Genomic DNA, 24,719 nt, shown 5'->3' with positions numbered 1-24,719 from the left:
GGCCGCACAATCGCGCCAGAAGGTGTATTATGGTAAATATGGCATTCCACGAGGAGGACCAACAGAATATGAAGCCACTGTATATCCATCCAACAGCGTTGTATGAGCAGGTTCAGTCCGACATTGGCAGCTTTCAGGTCTTGAGAAACTACAGGCTGAATAGTGTGAGAACCGGGGTCTGGAAGCTGCAATCCGATCAGGACTCTAAATGTTATTACTTAAAAACGTACAGCCGCAAACAGAGATGGCATCCTGAGGTTTATGCATACCGTCACTGGATAGGTCAGTTGAAACCGTATGTACCTGAGTTAAGAGCTGCTTACGAGGGGGAGAGTTGGCAGGCTATATTAATTACAGCAATCGACGGGTTCATTATGAGAGAGACGGCACTAAGCCCAAGTGCTGCTAAAGCTGCTTTTTATAAGGCTGGTGAGTTAACAAAGATTCTGCATCTATCGCAGACAGGCCGCTGGTTCGGCCGCCCCGATCAATATGGAAACCCGATAGAGCTAAGGCACCATGCTGACCCGGTGCAGTATGTTGCTGATGCAATTCAGGACTTAACTTCTCAGTGTGTTGATGAGGGGCTGTTGCAGGCCTATGAACTAAGGTTAACCGATTGGGCACTTCAGAACGTTCATGTATTCCGGCATAGCAGACCTGTGCCTATTAGCTGGGACTCCACACCAGGCAACTGGCTGGTGGATAACCAGGGTGTTTTGACAGGAATGATTGACTTCGAGAATATGTTGTGGGGGCTGGCTGTGGACAACTTCTCCATTCTGTTCGCCAGATATTTCATAGATCATCCATCAGCCAGAGATGCCTATTTTGCAGGGTATGGACTTGAAGTGCTTAAGGACCAGTCTGCTGAAATACAAATATGCTGCATCAAAATGGCCCTCGGCGATATCTGCTGGGGTACTCACAATCATCAGCCCGAAGTCGTCCGATCCGGCAGAGAGCTTATGAAAAGAATACATAATCAGCAGCTTTTCCTGTAAGGAAGCTTGAAGACAGTGCAAGTTCCATGCAGCTTCCCGCCTACATCGCAGCTACCTCTGCCGCCAGCTCCCGGACCTGCTGTTGCAGGACATTCACCTCATCGGTCCCTTCCCAGTAACGGGTGGCGAAATGCAGGAATACGTCTATCTTGCGCAGGAGCATGAGCACCGGAATCGCCGCCAGTTCCTCGGGAGTCAGCGTAACCCTGCGGTTATAACCCCGCCAGAAATCACGGATAATCCGCTCCGAGTCCTCATGACTGAGCAAAGCCGACAGAATTACAGCAGCATCCATAACCCGTACATCCCGGGTGCAGAATTCAAAATCCAGCAGCGCGACCACCTGTGCTGAGTCCTCCCCATCCACCAGCAAATTGGAAGCATTCAGATCGCCGTGTACCAGCTGATGCGGCAGACTCTCAAGCTGTTCCAACGAGTCAGCCACATTGTCGTAGGCCTCCACTAATAGGGTCAGCTCCGGCAGCAGCTCCTTCAGAGATTCGGGCGGGTCCGTCACCAGACCATGCAGCGCTTCACGGGTGCATAGCGGATAGGAGGTCCGCAGCTCGTAGTAGGGACGGTATACTGGAGCTATCCCTGTCTCCACTTTATCCAGGGCAACGGATAATGTGCCTGCCGCCTCTCCAAGCGAATCATAGAAGCCGGAATCATGTTCGGTGGGAGATTCTCCTTCAATATAACCGAACAGGCAGGCGTATTTATCTGTGCCATCCTCCAATTGTACTAACGTCTCTCCCGTAACGGTAAGAATCGGAACAGGTATTGTAAAAGGAAGATTCAATCCGTTTAGCTTCTGCAAGACAGTATGCTCGAACACTATTTTATTCCTGTCTCTATGTGTATTATAGACGCGCAGCACAGCGCGGCGTTCCCCGCTCTCCACAAAATACGTAGTATTATTCCAGCCTCCGCTCTGCTTGCGCAGCGTACCCTTCCATTCAGGCCAGGCCTGACTCAATATGGCTTCCGTAGGCTTATGCCCCCTTTCTTATACTTTCAGAAGCAATTGTAGAATCCGTATACTGCGATGTCAAATCTACTAGGATAGGGGCGGTTCGCTATCCTCTGATCCAGTCGCCTTTTTTAGTAAACGAAAGACAATTATACAAAACAATCTATCAGATTTACATATATTACTGTATCAAGAGAAAAGGAGGACTCCCAAATGCCAATTTATACTATCGGTGCTGTGCCCAACCTTGAACCTACTGGAACAGTAATCTCACAGTTTGTCGAGCTTCGCATCACCAATACAACCGCTGCAAGGCTGGAACCTATTGTAGTCAATGCTTACAGTGTCACAGATGCCGGCCCGGAGGGGATAGCTGAAACCCTGAATTTCACAACAACGTTCGCAATTGCTGCTCCAAATGGAGTAGTGACTCTCATCATTCCAACTACGGTAGCCAACTACAGTATCACCGTTTCTTCACCTGGTGCTCCCGGATTCGTGAACGACATCTCGCTATACGCAGTAGCCCGGGATGCAGCCGGATTCATAGTATTTGATCAGGTATATCCATTCGGAGACTGGAACATCATCGGTCCCGTCCTTAGTTAACCTGATTTCATTGCTCAGGCGAGTCCTGAGCTTTTTTTGTTTCTGGTCAAACTGTACAGGATAGCAGCCCGCTCACGATCACGATCACTCCTGACCTGATAAGCCTATGCTTGCACCCCTTCAATAATATGCGGAATGCCTGATTATCCGCTATAATATAATCCAAATGATACAAGCAAAGGATGGGATACATATGGACGCAACCGTAAGCAAACGCTGGCTGCTCGCCAGACTCTATGAGCCTGAACAGACCATCGTAGACTGCCGGTTCACATTAGGCCAACCTGAGGCCGGCAGAGACAGCTATGAACAAGAGCATATTCCAGGCGCGGTCTATCTCGATTTGGAATTGGATCTGTCTGCTCCTGTAGGCGAACATGGCGGACGCCATCCCCTGCCAGACCCGCAAGTGCTGGCATCCCGGCTCTCGAAGCTCGGCATAGGCAATGATACTCGCATTGTCGCCTACGACGATGAGAACGGCATGAACGCCGCCCGTCTGTGGTGGCTGCTGCGTTACCTTGGGCATGAGCAGGTATTCATTCTGGAAGGCGGCTTCAGCCAGTGGAAAGAGGGTAAATATCCGGTGACGGATCATCAGCCGGTGCGGGTGCCTAGTACCTTTACAGCTAATGTTCAGCCGCAGATGCTCGCGGGAGTTGAGGAGGTGCGGGAGGTATCGGAGAAGACAGTTAATAATGCTGGCGCTGAGTCTGAGAGTGACGTCAACGTTGCGGATGCCGTGCCTGCTCTTCCCGTGCTGATCGATTCCAGGGCTAATGACCGCTATCACGGCCAGAATGAGACCCTGGACCCGGTCGGCGGGCATATCCCTGGTGCGGTCAACTACTTCTGGAAAGATACGCAGAATGCAGACGGCAGCTTCAAGAGTGCAGAGCAGCTGGAGGAGCATTTTGCGAGATTGGACAAGAACGCGGAGATTATCGTCTACTGCGGCTCCGGCGTAACCGCCTGCCCGAATGTACTGGCGCTCGAAAAGGCCGGGTATAAGAATGTACGGTTGTATGCGGGAAGCTGGAGTGACTGGATCAGCTATGAAGATAACCCAGTGGCTACAGGAGACGAGTAAGAGCCGATTGACCGCATCGGATTTGAGTTTTGGGGCTGTGGCAGGTTGCCGGAAGGCTGGCTGCTCACGGCCCTTTTTCGGCATTTTCGCGCGCGCTGTTCCAGAGATCGACAAGTTGGTAATTTGAGGATTGACAATATGACCTGTTAAATTTAAAATAATCACAGCGGAAAAGTATGATTTAAATTATTATAAACTAACCATAGAAGGAGATTTTAAAAATGACCGCTCTCCAAACCTTTAAAGCATCTGCGCATTTGCAAGACGGAGTCCAAGTGAAAGTAGCATCCCGAAACTTTGAATTTATTATTGACGAGCCCAAAAGCTTGGGCGGAACTGATACCGGTATGAATCCGGTCGAAGCTTTGCTGGCCTCGCTGGGAGCATGTCAGTCTATCGTGGCCAGAGTGTATGCACCTAAATTCGGCGTGAACCTCAAGGATTTCTTCGTGGATGTAGAAGGCGATCTTGATCTGGATGGCTTTTTCAACAAGTCGGAGGTGCGTCCGGGCTATTCAGAAATTCGGTATACCTTCCGTATTAAAACAGATTCACCCAAAGAACAGGTTGAAGAATTTGTACGATTCCTGGAAAGCAAATGCCCAGTTGGAGATACGCTCGCAAACCCGGTTAATCTCAAGCTGGAAAGCATTATCATCGAAAGCTAAGCAACCGATCAGAACCGAGAAGCTTCGTCGGACGCAGGTTTGGGGGCTGGGACAGGTTAAAAGGCAGTGACCTGTCCCAGCCCTCTTTGGGCTTTCCTGTCAACAACTTGCAAACGTTCCGGGCTAGCAGCCCCACTCCCCTTCGTCAGTTCTACCTATGACCGGTCCGGCTACCTTCTACTACAGTTTGGTCAGCACATGCGCACTCACAAAGTAATCCCTGTCTTCGTATTCATCATGGACGAACTCCCACAGCAACGAAAACCTTAATTCAACTTTATACAACCGCATAATTTGCGGATGAACGTGGACAAATGCCCCCGGCAAGCACAAGCCTTGTTGCGCCATCTCCGGCAGATGCCCGTAAATCAGGTCCAAGTTTTCACGGAGATTTCCTCCCGTCAGCTCCAGAGTCTTCACAGTAGCCGGGCTGGTATAGCCGGTTGCTAATATGCGCTGCAGCAGCAGAGTATCGGTTAAATGGACAATCACCCCGTCCGGTGCCAGGAGGGCCTGCAAAGATTGAAAGATGTTGATATGAATCCGTTCAAGCAGCCGATCCAGCTGAGCGCTGAATTCCGGTTTATGGGCAACCTTGTTTTTCTTCCGGTAAAAAAAGGCGGAAATGAGCTGCGTCGTGAAGCATAAATTCATGACCACGTCAAAAGGAGGATGCAACGGCGAAAAATCCACGTTGGGCAGCAAATCGTCAACCTTTGCTTTCAAGTCATCCGGTGAAGACACTTCCGTTCCTACTCCGGTCAGATCAATGATTGCCCGTTCGTATTTTTCCGGGTGTGCCGACTTGGCCAGAAAACGGTCCAGCGCTTTTTCATCAATATCGACGATCGTGATCCGTTCAAATATAGACTCGATATACGAAATGGGCACATCGTTTCCGTTCCCGGCCCCGAGCAGTAAAATATGCCCGCGCCCGCAGCGGTTATGTTCCAGCGTTTGCTCCAGAACTTGCTGAATCTGAGCCCGGTAGCCCGCCCAGTGCTGCCAATCATGCTGGGTCGAGTCATTTCGGAGGGTGTTGGCTTTGCGGAATTTGACATAAGGAACATTGACTTTTCTCATAAATGGATTCATAGCGTGATTCACCTTTTCTATCTAGAATGGAGCATTAACGAAATTATAACTTTTTTGGAGCAGGCGGTAAAAGAATGCTTTACAACATATTCGGGCTCACTGAAATTGCAGATGGATTAGGGCTCTCTCTCACGATCTACGGACAATGTACAAAGCAGATCATGGTTACGTATATTAAAAGCAATAACACGGCTTTTTTTAGTGAAAGCTGTCTTTTAAAGAGGTGAACCGTGTGCCTATTAAAACAGGTAGCCAATACATCGAACGTATCGACCGGCAAAATATCAATATCTTTTACAAAGGAACACGGATCGAAGGTCCTCTATCCAAGCATCCCGCATTTCAAGGTCTCATACAAACCCAAGCCGAAATGTACGACATGCAGTGTGATGAGCGTTATTTAGCACAGATGACCTACCCTTCACCCGATACAGGAGAGCCTGTTGGTCTATCTTTTCTTCCTCCCAAGAATGCTGAAGATTTACAGCGCCGCAGAAAAATGATTGAGCTCTGGTCCAACTGCCATCATGGCTTTTTAGGACGTTCCCCGGATTATATGAATACAGCCCTCATGTCTCTGTTTACAGCTGCAGATATCCTTGAGGAGCTGAATCCGAAATATGCTGAGAACCTCAGGAAGTACTATGCTTACTGCCGGGATCATGACATTACCTTATCCCATGCATTCATCCAGCCGCAAGCAAGCAAAATATCCGGCCAGCTTGATGCTACAGAGGATTCTATCGCTGCTAAAGTCGTTGAAATCAATGCTGAAGGGATAATTGTAACCGGTGCTTTTATGATGGCAACACAAGGGGCTACATGCGATGAAATGCTCGTATTCCCGACGCCTTCCCCCTCGTTTGCGGATGATGATAATCCGTTCGCGTTTGCCTTCGCCGTGCCAAATGATCTGCACGGGATGACTTTTTTTTGCCGTGAAAGCTACGCAGCCTCCTCTGCCTACGACCATCCGTTAAGCTCAAGATATGAAGAGATGGACACCCTAGTCATATTTGACCGCGTTCTTATCCCTCATGACCGTGTATTTTATTACGGAGATGAAATGTACTGTTCCCGATTGTTCGGCGAGAGTCACTTCCATACGCATCTGGCCCATCAAATCATCACCCGCTATATTGCTAAAACAGAGTTCTTTCTCGGGTTGCTGGAATCTTTGGCGGAAGAACAAAACGTTATCCCTGAGCCCCATACTATTCAGCCTATTTCCAGAACGATAACCTATTTAGAGACCTTCAAAGCCTTAAGACTTGCTTCTGAAATAGGGGCTTCCCCGGACAAATTCGGATATCTCGTTCCAGACAAAGGTCCACTTTTGGCTTCGTCTGTTCACTTTTCGGAATTTTATCCGGAACTGATTGAAATGGTTCAAAATATCAGTTCAAGCGGTCTCATCATGATCCTCTCAGAGTCCGACTTCGATACAAGCGCGGGTACGTACCTTAGTCAGTATTTGAAGGGTTCGGCTTCAGAGGCCTGGTTCCGAAACGCTTTATTCCGGCTTGCTTGGGAACTCGGAGCGGGTGCATTCGGAGGGCGACAAATCCAGTTTGAGCGGTTATTTTTTGGCAGCTCCCACACACTGGCCTGGCGTATGTACAACAGCTATGATAATCACGAATCCATCCGTCACATCATTCACGAGTTCATTGCGCCAGAAGAAATTCGATCCGTTATGAGGGGAAGCCGGTAACTCAAAGACACTCTGCTCATTGTTCTGAGGAGAGTGTCTTTTTTCTCGGAAAATCATCATTTAAAAGTCTGATGTCTCCATGCTTCCGGGGCTGCTTCAGGTCCAGCCGTCTATTCCTGCAGCTTCGATACCTGCTCAATCAACGCATCAACGCCTCTGTCTACGGTATAAGGGCCGTTGTTCCAGTTCACACGGGATACATTAATAATCCGGTTGTTCTTCACCGCAGGGATGCTCTGATAGACAGGCTCCTTGAACAGCTCCATCATGGTAGCCAGCTCTTCATCCGTCATTTGTGTAAAAAAGTAATCCGCCGGCTTGTCCACCAGCATCTCCATGGACAGTACCGTTCCCCCATCCGCATAGGGCTTGAATTGCTCAGGCATTGCAAAACCGAAATCCTGATAGATCAGCTTGCCCAAGGTACCTCCTTCCCCTCCGAGCAACACCTCTCCGTTACGGATAATGAATGAGATCGCTGTAGTTCCTTCATCAATTTTGATATTGATGTTATCGCGGATGCCCTGCAGCTTCTCATCGAAGGAAGCAATCCATTGCTCCGCTTCCTCTTGCTTACCCATAATATCGCCCATGGTTGTTAAGGTATTCACCACATCCGGGTCACCGCCCCAGGCGACTGCTACAGTTGGAGCAATCTTCTCATAGGTCTCAATTACATCTTCACCAAGATAGTCCGGAATGATAATCAGATCTGGCTCCAATGCAGAGATGGCCTCAACACTGCCTGTTCCTGCCCCTATATTCTCCACAGTCTTCATCTCTTCTTTGTATTGATCCAGCGTCTCCTGGTTGACACCCGCCGGCATCAGGCCGAGAGGAAGCATATAACCGCCATAAGCGAGCGCCACTACCGCGCCAGGCTCGACTGGAATTTCCACCTGTCTGCCGAAGCCATCGGTAAATATTCTTGTTGCTGCTGCTTCGGGTTTCGTATTCCCGCCTCCGCAAGCTGCAAGCAGCACAGACAGACTGAATAAGAGGGATACGGCAAAAGGGGGTTTGTGGCTAACTTTCAAATCATTCACACTCCATGTTCTGTATTGATAATGATTATCACTGATATCAATATAGCGTTGTTCTTTCGCTGGAGCAATGAACGATTCCGGCATATCATTGGTAGGAATTGAACCTTTGTGTAACGGTGCGTGCATTTTGAACTGGGCGGGGGTCTCTCCGTACAGCTTTTTGAAAAGTCTGCTGAAGTAATAGAAATCCGTATACCCGACACTTTCAGCAACATGGCGGATAGGAGCATCTGTCCCTGCCAGCAGGGTTCTGGCTTGCTGCATCCGGGTCCGGCTCACATACTCCATGGGACTGCAATCATACTTACGCTTGAATACCCTCACCAAATGATGGGCGCTGTAGTGGAACAGCTCAGCCATAGCTGTCATAGAGAGGGGCTGGCGATAATATTCCCGGATATAACGGGCGATCTGTTCAGCCAGATCCGGTTCCGCCTGCTGCGCTCCGCCCAGCTGGAGCTGACGAAATTGTTCAGACACGAACTGATAGAACAGTCCGGTCACCTGCATCCGTTCCAGCTCCCCTCCGCTTTTCCAAAGCTGAAGCATGCGCTCTTGCAGGGAGAGGATCATCCAGGGATCGCTCCCTTGGAAGACATAGGGCTGCTGGAACGGATTGTGCTTGCCCCCCGCCAGGTCTGTGAATGGACTGCCGGGACAAGGCTTGTATAAGATCAGGTAATAATCAAACGTACTGCTCAAGCAGCAGATATGAAGAACTGCACCTTTTCCGCCATGTACGACCTGGTGATTGCCTGATGCGCTCCCATACTCGTCCAGCATGACTTTGGCTTCACCCTGATTCGTGAACACAAACGCACTTGAAGGCAAAGTATAACTCTGAAGCTTCTCTCCCGGCTGCATGATCACATGACGAACATCCAACACTTTCACAGGCACATGATTCCATAACCGTATTCTTTCTGACCACTCCATAGAAGCACCTCTATAAATAATAAGCTTACATACTTGTATAACTCTCTTCATTTATCCTCGATCCGCTTGAGCAATCAGCTTGGTCATTTCCTCTGCCTGCAGCAGAGCCGAGAGCGGATCGGACAAGAAGTAGTTCTCCCATTGCAGCTCTATGATCCCGCAGCCGGCTGCCCGGTGAAGTTCAGTCATATCCGGCATGTACCCCTCCCTTCCACTCTGCTTGCTTCTTAGAACCAGCAGATAATCCTCCGTGTATTGGGCAATGTCCTGCTGATCAATCCAAATCGACTCATGTCCTTGCTCGAACAGCTCCTGCCACACTTTCCATGGCGGCTGCAGCCCCAGCACTTCATAGGCAGCTCTCCCGCCCCGGGTGGCTGCATTGCCTATAACCCGAATCTCCTGACTCCAATTCGGGTCAATCACAGTGAACGTCCGCCGTTCCGGGCATTGCCGCAATATCGCATTCCGCACATAAGCTGCCCGTGTCTCATATTCGGTAATCCACTTCGCCGCTTCCTGAGTGCGGTTCAGAATATGCCCCATGGCGGCGATCCCTTCCCCGGCTGAACGGAAATGATCACTCTGAAAGACTACTGTAGGAGCTATCCTCGCAAAGGAAGCAAAGGCTGTCTTGTCCCAGGTAATGATCAGATCAGGTTCAAGTTCAAGCACCTTCTCTATAGATACCTGGTTGTGGTTGCCGATATCTTGTACCTCAGAACCTATATACTGCCCAAGCAGCCGGTTGCTGTCCAACAAGGTATGCGGAGCTCCCACAGGTGTCAGACCCAAAGCCAGCACTTCTCCCAGGCTCCAATCTATAACTACCCGCTCAGGCTTGTCCGGAATAGTAATCTCACCCATCACCGTTTGTATATTTCTTCTTTTGTGCCCGATACCCGCCATAGGGGAAGTACGCCCTCTTGTCTGTTCTATAAGGGTCTCATGGGCCATCTGTATAGTGCGCGGTTGCAGGATTATCCTGTCCTGTATGCCTTCTCTTTCACAATCGCTGATCTGCCGCCTGTAATAATCGGGAGATACACCCTCGTGCTTCTTGAAAAAACGGCTAAAGGCATAGGCGTTGGCATAACCTACCCGCTCTCCGATTTCCTGCAAGGTTGCTTCCGTATGCAGCAGCTCATAGGCTCTATTCAGACGAATACGCGCCAGTACCTGCCCGGGGCTTGTCTGCAGCTTGCTCTTGAACAGTCTGGTTAATAATCTCGGACTGCAATGGGTCACAGCAGCAACATGAGCTACAGTCAGGGGGGTACCGTAATGATCCTGCATATATCGAACAGCCAGACGGGTACGGTCAGGACCAAAGAGGCTGATCTCCTGCTGCTGCTGATGCATCTGCTGCAGCAGCTCGTAGAGCCACTGGTAGAATATCGCCGTGACTTGAATCCGTTCAAGAAAAGCTATATTTCCCCACTTCTCATACAGCCTGGAAGCAAGCTCCAGTAGCGGGAGCGGATAATGCGGCTTCAACCCATATTCACACTGTAAGGTTATGCCGGGAAGCTGCTCATTCAGCGGTTCCTGCACCTCCCCCTCAGTCTCAACCAGCATATACATGATCGAGTACAGCTCAATCCCCGTGTCAGCCTTCATACGCACAACGGCGCCTTTACTTCCGTGCAATACATACCAGCCATCCAATGCATGAGGCGTCTCATCCAACCACAGCTGGCCCCGTCCCTGCACCAAAATAAAGGTATGGGAGGACAGCCGCTGCTCTCTGTATTCCCTTCCCGGTTCCATGCCTGATTGACGGATATCCAGCAGACGGACCGCCTGATTATCCCAAAGCTCAATATACCCCTCTATATTCATAAGAAAACTCCAGTCTCAATGCTTGAACACTTCAAGATTCGTTATCATCTGTCCCCATAGTATATGATAATGATTCTCAGTGCAATGCCTCCCATGTTCCGAAACAGGTATGCCGAATGTTCCTGATTGGTCATTGTGTAAATAGAGACCACCTTCTATAGTGATAATAGTTCTCAATAAGAAAGAGGGTCGAACATTATCAAAAGGTTCAATTTGTACTACATAGCCTTATTGTGTATGCTGGCAATGGCTATATTGCTCACAGGATGCTCTAAGCAGAATTCCGGCCGTCCAGGGAATACAGCCGACCATTCACAGGATAAGCGTATTCTCTCAACTGTAAAAGGAGATGTGGAGGTCCCTGCACACCCTTCCCGGGTGGTTGTGGACTGGAACATTGGCAATGTGCTGGCTGTTGGGTTGACGCCGGTAGGCGTTCCGGGCAGTTTGCTGGACTACGGGGAATTCCTGCGCAAGCCGCTTGAAGGCGTGGAAGATATCGGCAACCATAACGAGGTATCCTTGGAGAAGATCATTCAGCTTAATCCGGACCTGATCATCACCTGGAACCAGGAGGCTTATGAAGCTTATTCCAGAATCGCCCCTACTGTCGTATTCATAGCCGATGATTATGACTCCATGCAGGCAGAGGTCAGCGCAATGGGAGAAATTCTTAACCGTCAGGAAGAAGCTCAGAAGTGGAACAAGTCCTTCGGGGAGCGGACCCAGGCCGCCCGTGCCAAAGCACAGGCTGCTGTGCCGGCTGGCGCAACCTTCACGATAACGGATTTTAACTGGTTAAAAAGTGTGGGCATTGTAGGCAAAAGTGCAAATCGGGGCGGCAAGGCCGTCTACGAGCTGCTTGGATTGACTCCTGCTGAGAAAGTAAAGACGGAGCTCTTTGATCAGAATAAGGAGAGCATTGAAATCAGCTCCGAGGTGTTCGGGCAGTATGTAGGTGATTATCTGCTGGTGATGAAAACAGTAGGCGCATCTGACGAGACCCTTCCCGGGATATGGAGCGAACTGGATGCAGTCCGTAACGGCCAGGTGTATGAGCTGGATATTCATCAATACCTAAGCTCAGACCCGTATACCTCTATCCTGCAAGCGGAGGATATTGCCGAACGACTGGCCAGTAAGCAGACGATGCTCAAGTAATGTAAGAAATAAGCGCACAATAGCGAACGGGGGTGCAAAGAATGAACAGTAAGGATGGAATCCCGCCTGCGGGAGCCTTCGGACAGCTTGATCAGATGTGGTTCAGGCTTCGGAGCAGCGAGCAGAACAGCAGTCTCACGGGAGGGTGTTCACTCCGACTGCAATTCCTTGAATCGCATCTGCTCCTGATTCCAGTTTCGGGCCGGGGCTGGATCACTGTGGACGGCAGGTATGGCGAACTCAGAGCGGGAGCTGCCTTTGTCTGCCTGCCGGGGCAATTAATCGAAGCCTGCCTGGACAGTTCGGGCGAACCGAATATATACATTCTGCGGTTTGATGTATTTAGCCAGCCGAATCTGCCTGTACAACCGGGCCGGATAAGCTCAACGGAGCCCCCGCTCCCCTTCTCCCTGGAAGGAGAAACAACGATGTCTTCTTCAGTTACATACAGCAAACACTGTGAGGCTATCACCGCTTCCCTTGGCAGTACAGACCCCTTACAGCAGCTTCTTGCCCAGAGCAGATTCTATGAGCTGCTGTTCAGTCTGCTCAGCGATGCCCGGCAGCTGCAGCCTAGCGATACCGATACGATTATGGAACGCGCCAAGACCTATATAGAGCAGCATTACCGTGAAGAGCTTTCTATCCGCCTGCTGGCGGGTGAAGCAGGTACAAGCGTAAGGCATTTCATCCGGTTGTTCAAGCAGAAATATGGTCTCAGCGCGATTGAATACCTGACCGAATACCGGATCAGACAAGCAAGAAGTCTTATGCTGCCGCATACGAATTATGAATTGAAGGATATCGCCGCTTATGTCGGTTACAAGGACGTTCCTTATTTCCGGCGCAAATTCAAGCAAATTACCGGTGTAGCTCCGGCGACCTTCATGCGGAATGCCAAGCTGAAGATCGTTGCCTACCACGGCAGCCTGATTGGGGCGCTGCTTACCCTGAATATTATTCCCTGCGCCGCACCGGCTGACCATCCCTGGACAGAATATTACCGCCGTAAATATGAGACAGATGCGGTTCTGCCGCTTGCCCAAGATGACGCTATCCGCATCCAGCAGCTTGCTTCCCTCCGCCCTGATTATATTCTGGGGCTGGAACCATCGGTCAGCCGGAGGATGTTACCGCAGCTTCAGGCGATTGCCCCCACGTTCTTTGTGTCTAAGCTCCAGACGGATTGGCGCACGCAATTACACTTCATTGGAGAATGCGTGGGCAGAGCACCGGAAGCAGCAGCTTGGCTGAACAACTATGAGCGTAAGGCCAAGAGCATCCGGGCGCAATTAGGTCAAGATTCAGCCATAGGCAAGCTGCTCCTTGCCCGCATATCCGGGCAGTCCATCACCTTGCTATCTACGCGAAGCTTAGCTGAGGTATTCTATGATGATCTGAATTTCATTCCGGCGTCCGTTGTGGATCGTAGACTGAGCAATCAGACAATAACCCCGGAGGAGCTGTGGTCGTCAGATGCGGACAAGCTGCTGTTCATAGTGGATGAGGATGCAGCTTCGCAAGCCTTATGGTCTGCATTCCGGGACAGAGAGTCCTTGCTGCCCCCTGATCCCGCAGGGTTTTCACGAATCGAGTACCTCCCTCCCTACCCTTGGACAGAGTATAGCTCGTTCACCCAGGAGTTGGTTCTTGACTCCGCGCTGGCACTCTGGCGTAATCAGACATGAAATATTGGCGCGATTGTCAATAGTCGAATCCTTCAGATTGTTTTATACTCCTAACAGTGATATTGATTCTCACTCTCAGGTGAGATGACAGGTATTCATACTCAGGAGGTTATTGAAGATATGCGACAGATAAGACAAAGAATGGTGTTCTGCATGGCGATAGTATTAACATTGTTAATGACGGCTTGCTCCAACAACAGTGGACAGGCCAAGGTGGCCGCAGACGCCGAAGCCGATTTCCGGGTAGTAGGCAGTGAGAAGGGCGAGATTAAGATCCCGGCCCATCCGACCAGAGTCGTCGGCCTATCCGTAGTCTACCCTGAGTTTCTACAAGCGTTAGGCGTTACGCCCGTTGCTGTACAGAACTACCAGGAGGAGTTCCCGACTTATCTAGAGGAGCCCTTCAAGGATACGCTGAAGATGGGCATAGCCCAAACTCCGAATTTTGAAATGATTCTCTCTGCCAATCCTGATCTGATCCTCGCCCCTACATGGTGGTCGGCTAAGGATTATGACCAGTTGTCGGGGATCGCTCCGACGGTTCTGCTGCCGCAGCGCGATGACTGGCGGGATGAGCTGAAGGATATCGCCGGGGTACTCGGCAAGACGGAGCTTGCAGAGAAGGTAATTAAGGATCTGGAGGCTCAGGAGGCAGAAGCCAAGCAGAAGCTGGATGATCTGGTGGGTAATGAAACGGTGATGTACATGATGGTGATGCCGGGCAGCTTCGTTCTTTACGGGGATCAGATTGACCGCGGAAAATTCCTTCACACTACGCTTGGGCTGGAGATGATCCCGAATTTCCCGACTAAAGATCCTTCCTTATCCATCTCACTGGAGAAGCTGCCGGAGTATAATCCCGATCACATCTTCCTTCAGTTGAATAACGAGGACGATGCCGGGGTGAAGAAAACCTATGAGGATCTGCTGAAGAGTCCATTATGGAAGAACATGACTGCGGTCAAAAAGAACCAGGTCTACACCATGGCCGGCAAGGATTGGTTCAACCTGGGGATGTCTCCTCTGGCTAACCGTTATGCGGTGGATGCGGTGCTTCAAGCCTTTGAAGGCAACTCCAAATAAAGGGGGGCTTCAGATGGGCAACACTGGCGAGCTCCAGAGGGCTGAACGTTACTTCATCTCCCCTGAAGCTGTTGAGAACGCAGTGGTTACTTTACGACTGACAGAATTATGTATGCCCGCACATGCTGAGCATCTGCTTACCACTTATGCTTCCATGCTTGGGACTGAGGATAAACGTATAGCGGCAGCCATTTTCTGCACATGGATCGCCGGGATCTGCGGAGCCAAATACGCACTGCTCACAGCCGCAGATCCGCTGGCTCATGCCTTGCGGCTAAATAACCTGTCTGTGCAGCTCGTCCGCACGGATGGGTATCCCGAATTCGCCTTCCCTATCCATAACCACCGGGAGGGTATCAATGACCGGAACAGGAATAGAAATGAGATCATAGATGAGCTTGGGTTGTTCTACACGAACGAGGTCAGACCAATTATTGCGGCGCTTGCCGAGGCTTCACAGACCAAAGCGGTGATGCTGTGGAAGCATGTCTATAATCAGTTGTATACTTTTATCGAAGAGGATGCTCTTGACGCCTCCAATGAGTGCAGCCGCAGCCAGATCCACAGGCAATTCCAAGCTGTACTCTGGGAGCTGACGCCGGAGGCATTCGGACTTCGCAGCAATCCGTTCCGTATCACACCCAAGTTCCGGAGAGACCCCCACCCTCCGCACGATACGATATCTGTGAAGGCTACCTGCTGTCTGGCCTATAAACTCAGAGCGGATCATGACTATTGCGGCGGATGTCCTATCATTTAACCGGCACGGCCTAATAGACTACTCACCGGCTTGGAACCTTTTCCCAGCCGGTTTTTTCTGTGAAATAACATACTTCACTCTACAAGAATATCCGCCATATTCCGACATATTATTTAAGAGCTTTCGCTCTAATACATATCCGGGAGATGACCTATGTCACAGCTAATTCAAAAACGGCCAGTCCGTTCAACCAGCATCGCCAACACATTGGCCATTGTACTGCTAGTCATTATTCTTGTCGTCTTCTCGATCCTGGGTACCTTCTTCTATTCCAGCACCCGAAGCATTCTAGTAAGCCAGCAAGAGTCGATGCTGATGACCAAGACACAGGGAATTGTCAGCCAGTTCGATGCTCTGTTCAAGGAGAAGGGCTCACTGGTCAAACAAATGTCCACCAACTCGATTTTCCAAAAATATATTGAGAGCACAACAGCAGAGCAAATCACCACTTCCCCCCACGCCGCAGAAGCACTCGCCACACTGGCGGACATTGTAAAGTCTGAGCCCTCCTTCGCCGATGCCTGGGTGGCCGGGTTATCCGGGAAGGGATATTTCCTCCAAAATGACGGTCTGACCTCTAAATCGGACTTTGATATCCGCGCCCGCCCCTACTTCAAGCCTGTATCCGAATCCAAGGGTCTCTACTATTCTGAACCTTACGCCGACGTCATTAGCGGCAAAATGCTGATGGGCATTTTCTATCCGATTCTGAATGAGAGCAGCCAAATGATCGGCTTCATTGCCGCTGATATTGCTTTCGATGACATCCCGCAGATCATGCAGAGCTACTCCTTGGGAAGCACCGGGTTCTCCATTCTGGCTACCCGCTCTGGCGATATTCTCTATCACCCGGATGAAGCCAAGGTACTGAAGGAGAAAATCACAGAGAGTCCGGGCGATCTAGGCGCCATCGGTAAAAAAATGATTAACGGCGAATCCGGCGTATCGCTCATTGATGATAATGGTGACCCCCGTTATATCGGCTATGCCACCAGCAAGGATACCGGATGGTCTGTAGGCTTAACCATTACCCGGCAAGAGGCGCTTAGCGAGCTGACGTCCTTCACCCGGACGACCATCACCGGTTTTGCTGTCGCCGCTGTTGTCCTGGTGTTCATCTGTTATCTCACACTTCGCTACCTGTTGCGCTCCATTCCAAAACTGCTGGCCGCTATCAAACGGATTGCAGACGGAGACCTGACTGTTCAGCTCAATGATGCCTCTCGCAATGAAATCGGACAGATTGCTCATGGCATTGCGGGCATGGTCCAGAAGATTCAAGGTATGATTCAGGTGATCCATAATACGACTCAGGTGCTGGCCCAGTCCTCCCACAACCTGCAAGCCATCTCAACCAAAACCGCGATAACTATGAACGAAACGGCTACGGCCATCAATGAAATTGCGAATGCCACCAACTACCAGTCCGCTGAATCCGAGAGCATTCTCCACAAAACCGGTGCATTATCGGATCAAATTGACGAAATCACCAGTGAAGCCAAGGCTGTAGGAACCATGGTACAGACCTCTGCGCAGCTCAGCAGTTCAGGCCTTGACTTGGTGGAACAGCTCTCCAAAGCCGCAGAAGACAATCACAGATCCACACAGGCGATGTCATCACTTATTGAGGATATTGATCTGAGCCGTCATGAGATATCGGGTATCGTAGGCACAGTGAACCAAATTGCCACCCAGACCAATCTGCTCGCTCTTAATGCTTCCATTGAAGCTGCCCGGGCAGGTGAACATGGCAGAGGTTTTGCCGTGGTAGCGGGTGAGGTGCGTAAGCTTGCCGAGCAGACGGCCCGGGCTACCGAGGAAATATACAAGAAGGTCAGCGCCATTGAGGAAAAAACAAACCTATCCGTAGAACACACTACTCTTAACCTTACGATTGCAGAAGAGAACGCCAACTCCGTAGAGAATGCGAAGCAGCTCTTCTTCAGCTTGAACAGTGACCTGGAGGAGCTGAAGGTACGGATGCTGCAGATCAGCAATAACACCTCGATTGTCCACAAACACAAGGATGAGATTCTGCAGGCGATTGAGGTCATATCTTCGACGACCGAGGAGAATTCTGCCTCCACTGAAGAGGTAAGTGCCAATACACAGGAGCAGCTCGGCAGTATTGAGCAGGTCGCGGAATTATCCAGGGAGCTGAGCGTGATCTCCCTGAAGCTGGAGGAGGAGCTGCGGCAGTTCAAGCTGGAATAAAAGGATACGCAAAAACATCGCCAAGTAGAGATACTCACTTGGCGATGTTTTTGTCATTCGGAGGCATTAGCTCGATCTGGTGCTATTTTAACATATATTTGCTTATCGTCTTAGGCGCATAACTCCTCGAAATGTACAGCTCCCCGCCTCCCGCATAAATGTAATTATGCCCGGTTTCGTAGTCATGCCAGCTTGTGGAGAGATGATATTTGATCTGCAGGTTCGCCGGGTCAAGCACATAGAAATCTTCCTTCGCTATATCCCCCTCAAAGGTCTCAGGATCAATCACAGCCGGACGCTCCTGCCATTGGTACTGCTTCTCGACCGTAATCTCGCCCGATGGCGTTATCCGGCTGTACCATTCGCGGTCCCCGGCTTCACCGATCTGTTGTTTACCAAGCAATTGGTTGTCTTTGCTGTACAATTTGTAGACGTTGTCGCTCCGAATCAGATAGTTGTTGCCTGTCGTATCAATCCGATCCATCTTGTTCACAGGACGCACCCACTTCTTGGTGCCGTTAGCGTCATAGCCGAATAACAGCCAGGTATCGCTACTGCTCATCTTAATCAGGAACGACCCGCCGCGAAGCGGATACACCTGGAAATCAGGATATTTAACTGCTTTGGGAGCGGTGTAGGTAACCAGCGGTTTCGTCAGAGTATCCAGACTCCGGTATACGCTGACTCTATTTGTATCCAGCTCCTTATGTACCACATAGCCGTTCGGCAGCACATCAATCACCCCTGAGGCCCATTTACCGGTCAGCTTAAGCTTGCGTACCTGCTTCCCGTCCTGACTGTACTCGGTAATACCACGAGAAGCTACATTGCCGCTAACCAAGGTTTGAATCACTATATTTCCGTTATCCAGCACCACCGGCGAGTAGGACCCGGTTATGGTTTTGGTCCATTTCCGTTTGCCGTTCGGATCAACAACGGTAAGATCATAGGGTTTGCCGCCCCACATTTTATAGAAATAGCTGTAGCCGTTACTGGCAGAATAAAAACCATTAGCAGTAAACGGCTTGTCGTTGGCCATGTCCGAATAGTCATATACCCAGTTGGCAGAACCGTTAATGCGGTCAAGGGATGAGTACAGCATGCCGGAAGATTTCGTCTTGCCCGGTGACACCGTTACGGTCTTGACTAGCGGAATGAACATCCGCTGCTTGCTCTGTAAGGTGTCTATAGTGCCCCAGAAGCTAAGGCCATCCGGCAGCGTATAGCTCCATTCCGGCTTCGGGAGCTGTTCCATAACTTTTGCCGCCGATGAGCGCCCGGGAAGCAGTACCTGTGCCGCCAGTAATAGCGCAAAGCCTGCGGCGAAAAATTTCAAGCGTTTTGATTTCATACTTCCATCCCTCGTTGTCTATGTATTTGTGTTCCAATCTAAACTATTATATGAGCACACCGACCCTAAGGACAGGTTATAAATGGATGCTATCTAACCAGTGTGTCCGGCCGCATTCCCGGCGCGTTTGCCAGTAACCCGGGCTGTCCATTACAATGACAGTAAACAGGCTGACAATGCCGATTCCCGGGAGGAGACTATGACATGGTAGCATGGGACCGTGCCGCATGGGGGCAATTAACGGTTGATGAGAAGAGGCACGCGATGCAGGGAGTGCTTAAACAGCTGCCCGCTGGCTTCAAGTGGCAGCGGTTAGAGAGGTTCGAACGTTACGGCCAGTCCATAGAAACGGGTGTCTTCGTATATGAGGGCAGTGAATACATGTACGTGCCGGGCGACACGGTGACCCTGGGCCGCTCAGAGGTACATATGTATGCAGAGATGTCTCCCGTCCGCGAGGCTGTGATCGGACCATTGCTCGTGCAGCGCCAGCCTGCTTCGGCAGGCTGGTACGAATGTTCCCTGGACCGGCTCGACCCGGAGGAAGATGAGGATGTGCTCGAAGCTATCGAAGAGTTCCGCCAGGGGCCGCATACCAGCTATGAATATTCCCAGTATTTCCGGCTGGAACGGGACGGTGACCGGGTTGTTGTGTACTTGTTCGATGACAGCGAAACGTTCGAAGAATGGTGCGAGTCGGAGCTGCCGGAGGGCTTCACCCTGCCGACTGAAGACGAATGGGAGTATCTGTACGGCGCAGGTGCACGAACGCTGTTCCCGTGGGGCGACGATATTGACGAAACCATGCGGCTCAGACATGTGTCCGGTTCAGGGGAGGCTAATGCTGAGGACCCGTATCCGCTGGAGCTGCCGAATGGGTTCGGGCTATGCTTCCCCGGCGATCCTTACATGAAGGAGCTGGTCCTCACACCGGACGGTATCACCGGCAAAGGCGGCGACGGCGGCTGCAATCTGCATGGCGGCCAAGGTGTTGCCCTCGGGTATCTCCCAACCGCGACCGCTTTCCGCGATCCTTATGAGAGCGAGCTTACATGGGAGGATCTGCTGGATTGCCTGGTGTACCGGCGGGTTGTGAGGTTGTAAGTATAAGACAAGCAAAAGCCACTCTGCGGGTGAAGGATGTAAGAGCTATGCAACCCATGGGGCTTTGGGCTGCCCATTGTATTCGGTTTTCCGCATACATTTGGCTCATGGGCTATGTGGCTGCCTATTGTATGCTGTTTTTCACATACATTCGGACCATATGCCTGCGTACCAGCAAATGTATGCTGTTTTTCGCATACATTCGGGTCACATGCCTGCGTGTCAGCACAATATATGCTGTTTTTCGCATACATTCTATTTCCTACACAAGGACAATAGCCGCCCTTCCTTCGCATCATGCGAAGATGGGCGGCTTATTAGATTCCATTATTAAAGTAAATACAGCTTCATGGGCTATCGGTTTCACACACCCTGCGATACAAGCTCTCTCTGGGCTGAAGCAGCTCCTTCTGTGTCCGAATCCGGGCTCTTATCCAGTTCTTCCACACGTGCCACATTCAATTCCTGCTCGTTCTGATGAAGCTCTTTGACCATATTCCTGTAGATATGGGCTTCTTGACGGTCCAGTCCGTCACGATTCTCTTTCATGATCCAGGTTTCCACGGTTCGCTTGAGAATTTCGCCTCTTCGTTCCAACAGTTTCGTATAAGTCAACGTTTCTTCATTCCCTTCCTGAAGCTAGAGTTCATACGCCAGGGTGAAGCTCTGATGTCACATCCGGCGTAACGTCTACTATTATACGGGAAAGACCCGGCTCACCCAATGCGGAGCAGCCAGGCTTACACAGGGTGAGGCCTGCTGAGCGGAGAAGAGACACACTCAGCACGAAGGGTTCGTAAAAGTTCGGATGGATGCTCCCATATACGGCAGGATAGAAGCAGAATTCGCCTACAAGTCAATATGTGTTTGGTTTTCCGCATACTTTCGGCCACCACAGCTTACTCTGACACATTGTGTTCAGTTTTCCGCATATATTTGGCCAGCTCAACTCACTCTGGCGCATTGTGTTCGGCTTGCCGCATACATTTGGTCCCCAAACCTTACTCTGGCACACTATGTTCGGTTTTCCGCATACATTCTGTTCGTGTCCGTACTACCGCTTCAGCTCCGCAGCTCCACACGGAACACGCTGCCTCCGCCAGGGCAGTTCTCAGCCCGTATGCTGCCGCCAAGCGTGTCTACCAGCTCCTTGGCAATGGCAAGACCCAGCCCATGGCCCCCGGCCTCCCGCGAACGGGACTGGTCAGGGCGGTAGAACCGCTCGAAGATCCGGCTCAGGTCTTCCGCAGGAATACCTACGCCTGTATCCTGTACCCCCAGCTTCAGCCACGTGCTGCTATTCTTCTGAATGAGCGCAGCCCGCAGAATGACCTGACCGCCTGCGGGCGTGAACTTGATGGCATTCTCCAGCAGAATGACCATGAGCTGCACCAGCTTCTCCTGATCCTGCTTCACCGGAAGCTCCGCCGGAGCTTCGAGGGTAAGCCGGATCTGCTTCGCTTCGGCCAGCACGCTCAGGCCGGAGATCGTACGGGCCAGTTCCGGCGCAAGGTCGAAGCGCCGGAGGACCTGCTCCAGCAGCCCGGCGTCATTGCGGGCCAGCAGGAGCAGGTCCCGGGTCAGCGCGGTCATCCGCTGGACCTCGGAATACATCCCGTTCACCACATGACGGGTGAACGCCTGTTCATTGATGCTGTCCTCCAGCTTCAGCGTCTCGATGGAGGACAGCATCACGCTCAGCGGTGTGCGGAGCTCATGCGAGGCGTCCGCCGCGAAGTGCTTCTGCCGGTCATACGCCTCGCGGACCGGCACCATCGCCTGCCGCGACATCACCCGGCTGAAGACGGCGGCCAGCAGGATGAATGCCGCTGCGATGGCGGCCAGTACGCCAAGAAGCCAGCGGAATAACTGCTGCTGGAAGGTGACATCTTTCCCGGCATACAGGATGCCCGCAGGCTGCCCCTTATGCTCGAAGACCCGGCTGCCGAGCAGATAAGCAGCCTGCGGGCTGTCCTTGGGATCATTCCCCTTATGCAGCAGGCCTGGCCCCTGCTCCAGCTCCACTATCGCAAGTCCCTCCGCTGTCTTGGCCGCCCCGAAATCTGCCAGCTTCAGCACTTGCTCCTTCAGTCCCGGCTGAATCTCGCCGCTACCCAGCAGACCGCCCTCCGTATTCAAGATCACGTAGAATGACTGATCCGCACTGAGCGTAAATTCCTGATTCCCCGGCCCATGGTCCCTCCCTTGCAGCAGTTCATCGAACATAGGTCCTTGCAGCTGCTTCACCTCGGCATCCAGCAGAGAATTAAGCCGCTCCTTCTGGTTATTCCAGATCAGGAGATGCAGAAGCAGATAGATGATCAGGAAGGACAATAGCAGAAATACGCTCATCACCGCACTGTACCGCCAGGTAAGCCGCTTTTGGGTGCGTGCGAACAAGTCATTGCCGGAGCGGCTGGCCCCGGAATGAAAAACATTAAATTTCAAAGCTATACCCCACTCCCCGGATGCTGTGAATGTGCTGTTGTTCTCCGTCCAAGACGGCCAGCTTCTTACGGAGCAGCTTGACCGTAGCATCGATGGTCTTGAGCGTAACCTCAGATTCCATCCCCCAGATCCGGTCCAGGATCACCTCGCGGGTAAGCACCGTGCCCTGGTTCTTCAGGAGCAGATCCAGGAGCTGATACTCTCTGGGCGTAAGCTGAACTTCCTGCATCCCTGCCGCAATCCGGTGGCTGTTCCGGTCCAGCACCAGCTCTCCGATCATGCATGTCTCATTCTCCAGCGGGAGGAAGGTCCGTCGGCCCAAGGCCCGGAGCCGGGCCAGCAATTCATCAATTTCGAACGGCTTCACCAGATAATCATCCGCACCCGCATCGAGTCCGCGAATCCGGTCCTCCAGCGAATCCCTGGCCGTCAGCATCAGGATAGCCCCTGGATAACCATCCTGACGCAGCTGACGGCACACCTCCCGGCCATCCCGCTCCGGCAGCATCCAGTCCAGCACCAGCACATCATAGCCGGAGACACTGGCGAGATCATAGGCTTCATCCCCGGAAGTGACCCATTCAACGGTGTATGCCGCTTTCTTCTTAATCATATGTACGATCAGTTCACCCAGCCGGGTATCGTCTTCCGCGAGCAATATCTTCATGGGGTCCTCCCCTTCCTCTCATCAGGTGCTTGTGTCCTGTACATTTCTCAATATATCAAGATACCACATTCCAGTGAAAATCTGGTGAAAACAATGCAGTTGCCCTTTCTCCGTATTTTCACACTGGGAGTATAGAGTAAGCGGCAAGCCATACATTACCCCTAGCGGGAAAGGATGATTCTACGATGACTTCACCACGTAATCTATTCACTCCAAAAGCAAGCAAGCTGCTTGCAGGCACCTTGACGGCAGCACTCATCCTAAGTACTGGCGGGCTGAGTGCCTTCGCCGCCTCTTCCCCATCGGCTACTAGCGTTTCGAGTCCAGCCCCGCTGCTTCCGGCTCCTGAAGCTGGCCTTCCGCCTGCTGGTACAGAGCCGCTAAGCCCGCCAGCCGGAGCACCCGGCGGCCCCGGCTTAGGCGGTCCCGGTCTCGGCGGCCTCGAGACCAGCGACCTGCTGGCCACGCTTGGCCTGTCGGCCAGCGGGCTGCGCACAGCGCTTGAATCGGGAAGCTCGCTTAGCGCAATTGCCAAGCAGCAGAACGTGGACTCTCAGAAGCTGCTCAAGCTCACCGCAAATGCAATAGAGGCCAGACTCAGCCAGGAATATAAGGATGGACGTATCACCGAGAGCGTGTATAAGAGCCGCCTCAGTGAAGTCTCCAAGCGTGCGGCGTCCCTGCTGAACCAGACCCGGCCGAAGCCGCCGGTGCACGGTTCAGCACCGGCAGATACGGCTGAATTGCCGCCGCTCGGGCCTGGGCTGGAAAGTCTTGACCGCTCGGAACTCGCCGGACTGCTGGGAATCAGCACCAGCCAGCTTGCCTCCGGTCTCGGCAGCGGACAATCCCTTGCCGAACTGGCAGGCACAAGCGGAACCAGTACGCAGAAGCTGATGGATCTGGTCGCCGCTGCCCTGACCCAGGATTTGAAAGAACGCCTGGCCAGAGGAGACCTGTGGACGGATGAATATTCAGCTGAACTGGCGAATGTACAGACCCGGGCTGCTGATCTGGTACAGCATGTGCATCCGCTGCCCCCGCATCTCCTGCAGAATGACAAATAAGCTAAGCGCATAGCGGAAAATACAATACCGAAGAGCCTGTGTCTAACGATGCAGGCTCTTCGTGTTAAGTGGATTTTCCAGCAGGTGCTAGAATAAAAAGTCGTTTCCACTCGAATTCTGTCAGGGAATTAGCTTATAATGATCACACTGCGACCTGACCGAGGATGGAACAAGACTAAGCAATCCAGAATAACCCCAA

At 51.6% G+C, this 24,719-nt stretch carries 20 protein-coding genes; 12 read left to right on the top strand and 8 right to left on the bottom strand.

The window, feature by feature from the left end; all coding sequences use genetic code 11:
- Window positions 1-29: 29 nt before the first annotated feature.
- On the top strand, window positions 30-1,004 hold the full coding sequence (locus MKY86_RS13130; RefSeq protein WP_076077747.1) for an aminoglycoside phosphotransferase family protein: 975 nt from the start codon (window positions 30-32) through the stop codon (window positions 1,002-1,004).
- Between the two features lie 40 nt (window positions 1,005-1,044).
- On the opposite strand, the gene MKY86_RS13125 is transcribed toward MKY86_RS13130, so the two are convergent.
- On the bottom strand, window positions 1,045-1,983 hold the full coding sequence (locus MKY86_RS13125; protein ID WP_340826972.1) for a phosphotransferase: 939 nt from the start codon (window positions 1,981-1,983) through the stop codon (window positions 1,045-1,047).
- A gap of 207 nt (window positions 1,984-2,190) precedes the next feature.
- Between MKY86_RS13125 and MKY86_RS13120 the strand changes: the two genes are divergently transcribed.
- From MKY86_RS13120 to MKY86_RS13110, 3 genes are all read left to right on the top strand, one after another.
- Window positions 2,191-2,586 carry a hypothetical protein gene (locus MKY86_RS13120; protein WP_076077742.1) on the top strand — a complete coding sequence of 132 codons (396 nt, stop codon included), beginning with the start codon at window positions 2,191-2,193 and terminating at the stop codon, window positions 2,584-2,586.
- 193 nt (window positions 2,587-2,779) lie between these two features.
- On the top strand, window positions 2,780-3,676 hold the full coding sequence (locus MKY86_RS13115; RefSeq protein ID WP_076077740.1) for a sulfurtransferase: 897 nt from the start codon (window positions 2,780-2,782) through the stop codon (window positions 3,674-3,676).
- A gap of 221 nt (window positions 3,677-3,897) precedes the next feature.
- Window positions 3,898-4,344, top strand: a complete 447-nt coding sequence (locus MKY86_RS13110) for an OsmC family protein (RefSeq protein ID WP_036728968.1) — start codon at window positions 3,898-3,900, stop codon at window positions 4,342-4,344.
- Between the two features lie 180 nt (window positions 4,345-4,524).
- Here MKY86_RS13110 and MKY86_RS13105 read toward each other — a convergent pair whose 3' ends face one another.
- Entirely contained in the window at window positions 4,525-5,439 is a 915-nt protein-coding gene (locus MKY86_RS13105) for a hypothetical protein (protein ID WP_076077738.1), read from the bottom strand.
- A gap of 232 nt (window positions 5,440-5,671) precedes the next feature.
- Between MKY86_RS13105 and MKY86_RS13100 the strand changes: the two genes are divergently transcribed.
- A complete protein-coding gene (locus MKY86_RS13100; RefSeq protein WP_076077735.1) occupies window positions 5,672-7,153 on the top strand; it encodes a 4-hydroxyphenylacetate 3-hydroxylase family protein in 1,482 nt (493 codons plus the stop codon).
- 110 nt (window positions 7,154-7,263) lie between these two features.
- Here the strand turns inward: MKY86_RS13100 and MKY86_RS13095 are convergent, their stop codons facing one another.
- Both MKY86_RS13095 and MKY86_RS13090 read right to left on the bottom strand, forming a co-directional pair.
- The gene (locus tag MKY86_RS13095; protein ID WP_076077733.1) at window positions 7,264-9,135 is read right to left on the bottom strand and encodes an ABC transporter substrate-binding protein; all 1,872 of its coding nucleotides are present in this window, start codon (window positions 9,133-9,135) and stop codon (window positions 7,264-7,266) included.
- Window positions 9,136-9,186: 51 nt separating this feature from the next.
- A complete protein-coding gene (locus tag MKY86_RS13090; protein WP_076077730.1) occupies window positions 9,187-10,977 on the bottom strand; it encodes an AraC family transcriptional regulator in 1,791 nt (596 codons plus the stop codon).
- 351 nt (window positions 10,978-11,328) lie between these two features.
- Between MKY86_RS13090 and MKY86_RS13085 the strand changes: the two genes are divergently transcribed.
- From MKY86_RS13085 to MKY86_RS13065, 5 genes are all read left to right on the top strand, one after another.
- A complete protein-coding gene (locus tag MKY86_RS13085) occupies window positions 11,329-12,138 on the top strand; it encodes an ABC transporter substrate-binding protein (protein ID WP_340826968.1) in 810 nt (269 codons plus the stop codon).
- A 41-nt stretch (window positions 12,139-12,179) separates the two neighbouring features.
- Window positions 12,180-13,826 (top strand): AraC family transcriptional regulator, encoded by a 1,647-nt coding sequence (locus tag MKY86_RS13080; RefSeq protein ID WP_076077725.1) that lies wholly within the window; start codon window positions 12,180-12,182, stop codon window positions 13,824-13,826.
- Between the two features lie 120 nt (window positions 13,827-13,946).
- Entirely contained in the window at window positions 13,947-14,909 is a 963-nt protein-coding gene (locus tag MKY86_RS13075) for an ABC transporter substrate-binding protein (RefSeq protein ID WP_340826966.1), read from the top strand.
- A 13-nt stretch (window positions 14,910-14,922) separates the two neighbouring features.
- Window positions 14,923-15,669 (top strand): (2Fe-2S)-binding protein, encoded by a 747-nt coding sequence (locus MKY86_RS13070; RefSeq protein ID WP_076077721.1) that lies wholly within the window; start codon window positions 14,923-14,925, stop codon window positions 15,667-15,669.
- Between the two features lie 153 nt (window positions 15,670-15,822).
- Window positions 15,823-17,883, top strand: a complete 2,061-nt coding sequence (locus MKY86_RS13065; protein ID WP_076077719.1) for a methyl-accepting chemotaxis protein — start codon at window positions 15,823-15,825, stop codon at window positions 17,881-17,883.
- A gap of 82 nt (window positions 17,884-17,965) precedes the next feature.
- Here the strand turns inward: MKY86_RS13065 and MKY86_RS13060 are convergent, their stop codons facing one another.
- Window positions 17,966-19,234: a hypothetical protein gene (locus MKY86_RS13060; protein WP_143803642.1), complete on the bottom strand. Its 1,269-nt coding sequence runs from the start codon at window positions 19,232-19,234 to the stop codon at window positions 17,966-17,968.
- A gap of 204 nt (window positions 19,235-19,438) precedes the next feature.
- On the opposite strand from MKY86_RS13060, the gene MKY86_RS13055 reads away from it, so the two are divergent.
- The gene (locus MKY86_RS13055; protein WP_076077713.1) at window positions 19,439-20,338 is read left to right on the top strand and encodes an SUMF1/EgtB/PvdO family nonheme iron enzyme; all 900 of its coding nucleotides are present in this window, start codon (window positions 19,439-19,441) and stop codon (window positions 20,336-20,338) included.
- Window positions 20,339-20,701: 363 nt separating this feature from the next.
- Here the strand turns inward: MKY86_RS13055 and MKY86_RS13050 are convergent, their stop codons facing one another.
- The 3 genes from MKY86_RS13050 to MKY86_RS13040 all read right to left on the bottom strand — a co-directional run bounded on the left by MKY86_RS13050 (window position 20,702) and on the right by MKY86_RS13040 (window position 23,453).
- The gene (locus MKY86_RS13050; RefSeq protein ID WP_340826962.1) at window positions 20,702-20,887 is read right to left on the bottom strand and encodes a hypothetical protein; all 186 of its coding nucleotides are present in this window, start codon (window positions 20,885-20,887) and stop codon (window positions 20,702-20,704) included.
- Between the two features lie 513 nt (window positions 20,888-21,400).
- Window positions 21,401-22,786, bottom strand: a complete 1,386-nt coding sequence (locus MKY86_RS13045) for a sensor histidine kinase (protein ID WP_340826961.1) — start codon at window positions 22,784-22,786, stop codon at window positions 21,401-21,403.
- The gene (locus MKY86_RS13040; protein WP_076077708.1) at window positions 22,776-23,453 is read right to left on the bottom strand and encodes a response regulator transcription factor; all 678 of its coding nucleotides are present in this window, start codon (window positions 23,451-23,453) and stop codon (window positions 22,776-22,778) included. Before MKY86_RS13040 ends, MKY86_RS13045 begins: the two co-directional genes overlap by 11 nt.
- Window positions 23,454-23,638: 185 nt before the next feature.
- On the opposite strand from MKY86_RS13040, the gene MKY86_RS13035 reads away from it, so the two are divergent.
- Window positions 23,639-24,520, top strand: coding sequence for a hypothetical protein (locus MKY86_RS13035; protein WP_076077706.1), 882 nt, complete (start codon window positions 23,639-23,641; stop codon window positions 24,518-24,520).
- The last annotated feature ends 199 nt before the right edge of the window (window positions 24,521-24,719 follow it).

The organism is Paenibacillus sp. FSL R7-0333, assembly GCF_038000365.1.
GTDB lineage: Bacteria > Bacillota > Bacilli > Paenibacillales > Paenibacillaceae > Paenibacillus_AQ > Paenibacillus_AQ silagei.
Note: the sequence above shows the minus strand (reverse complement) of the source record. Positions and strands in the feature narration are given on the sequence as shown.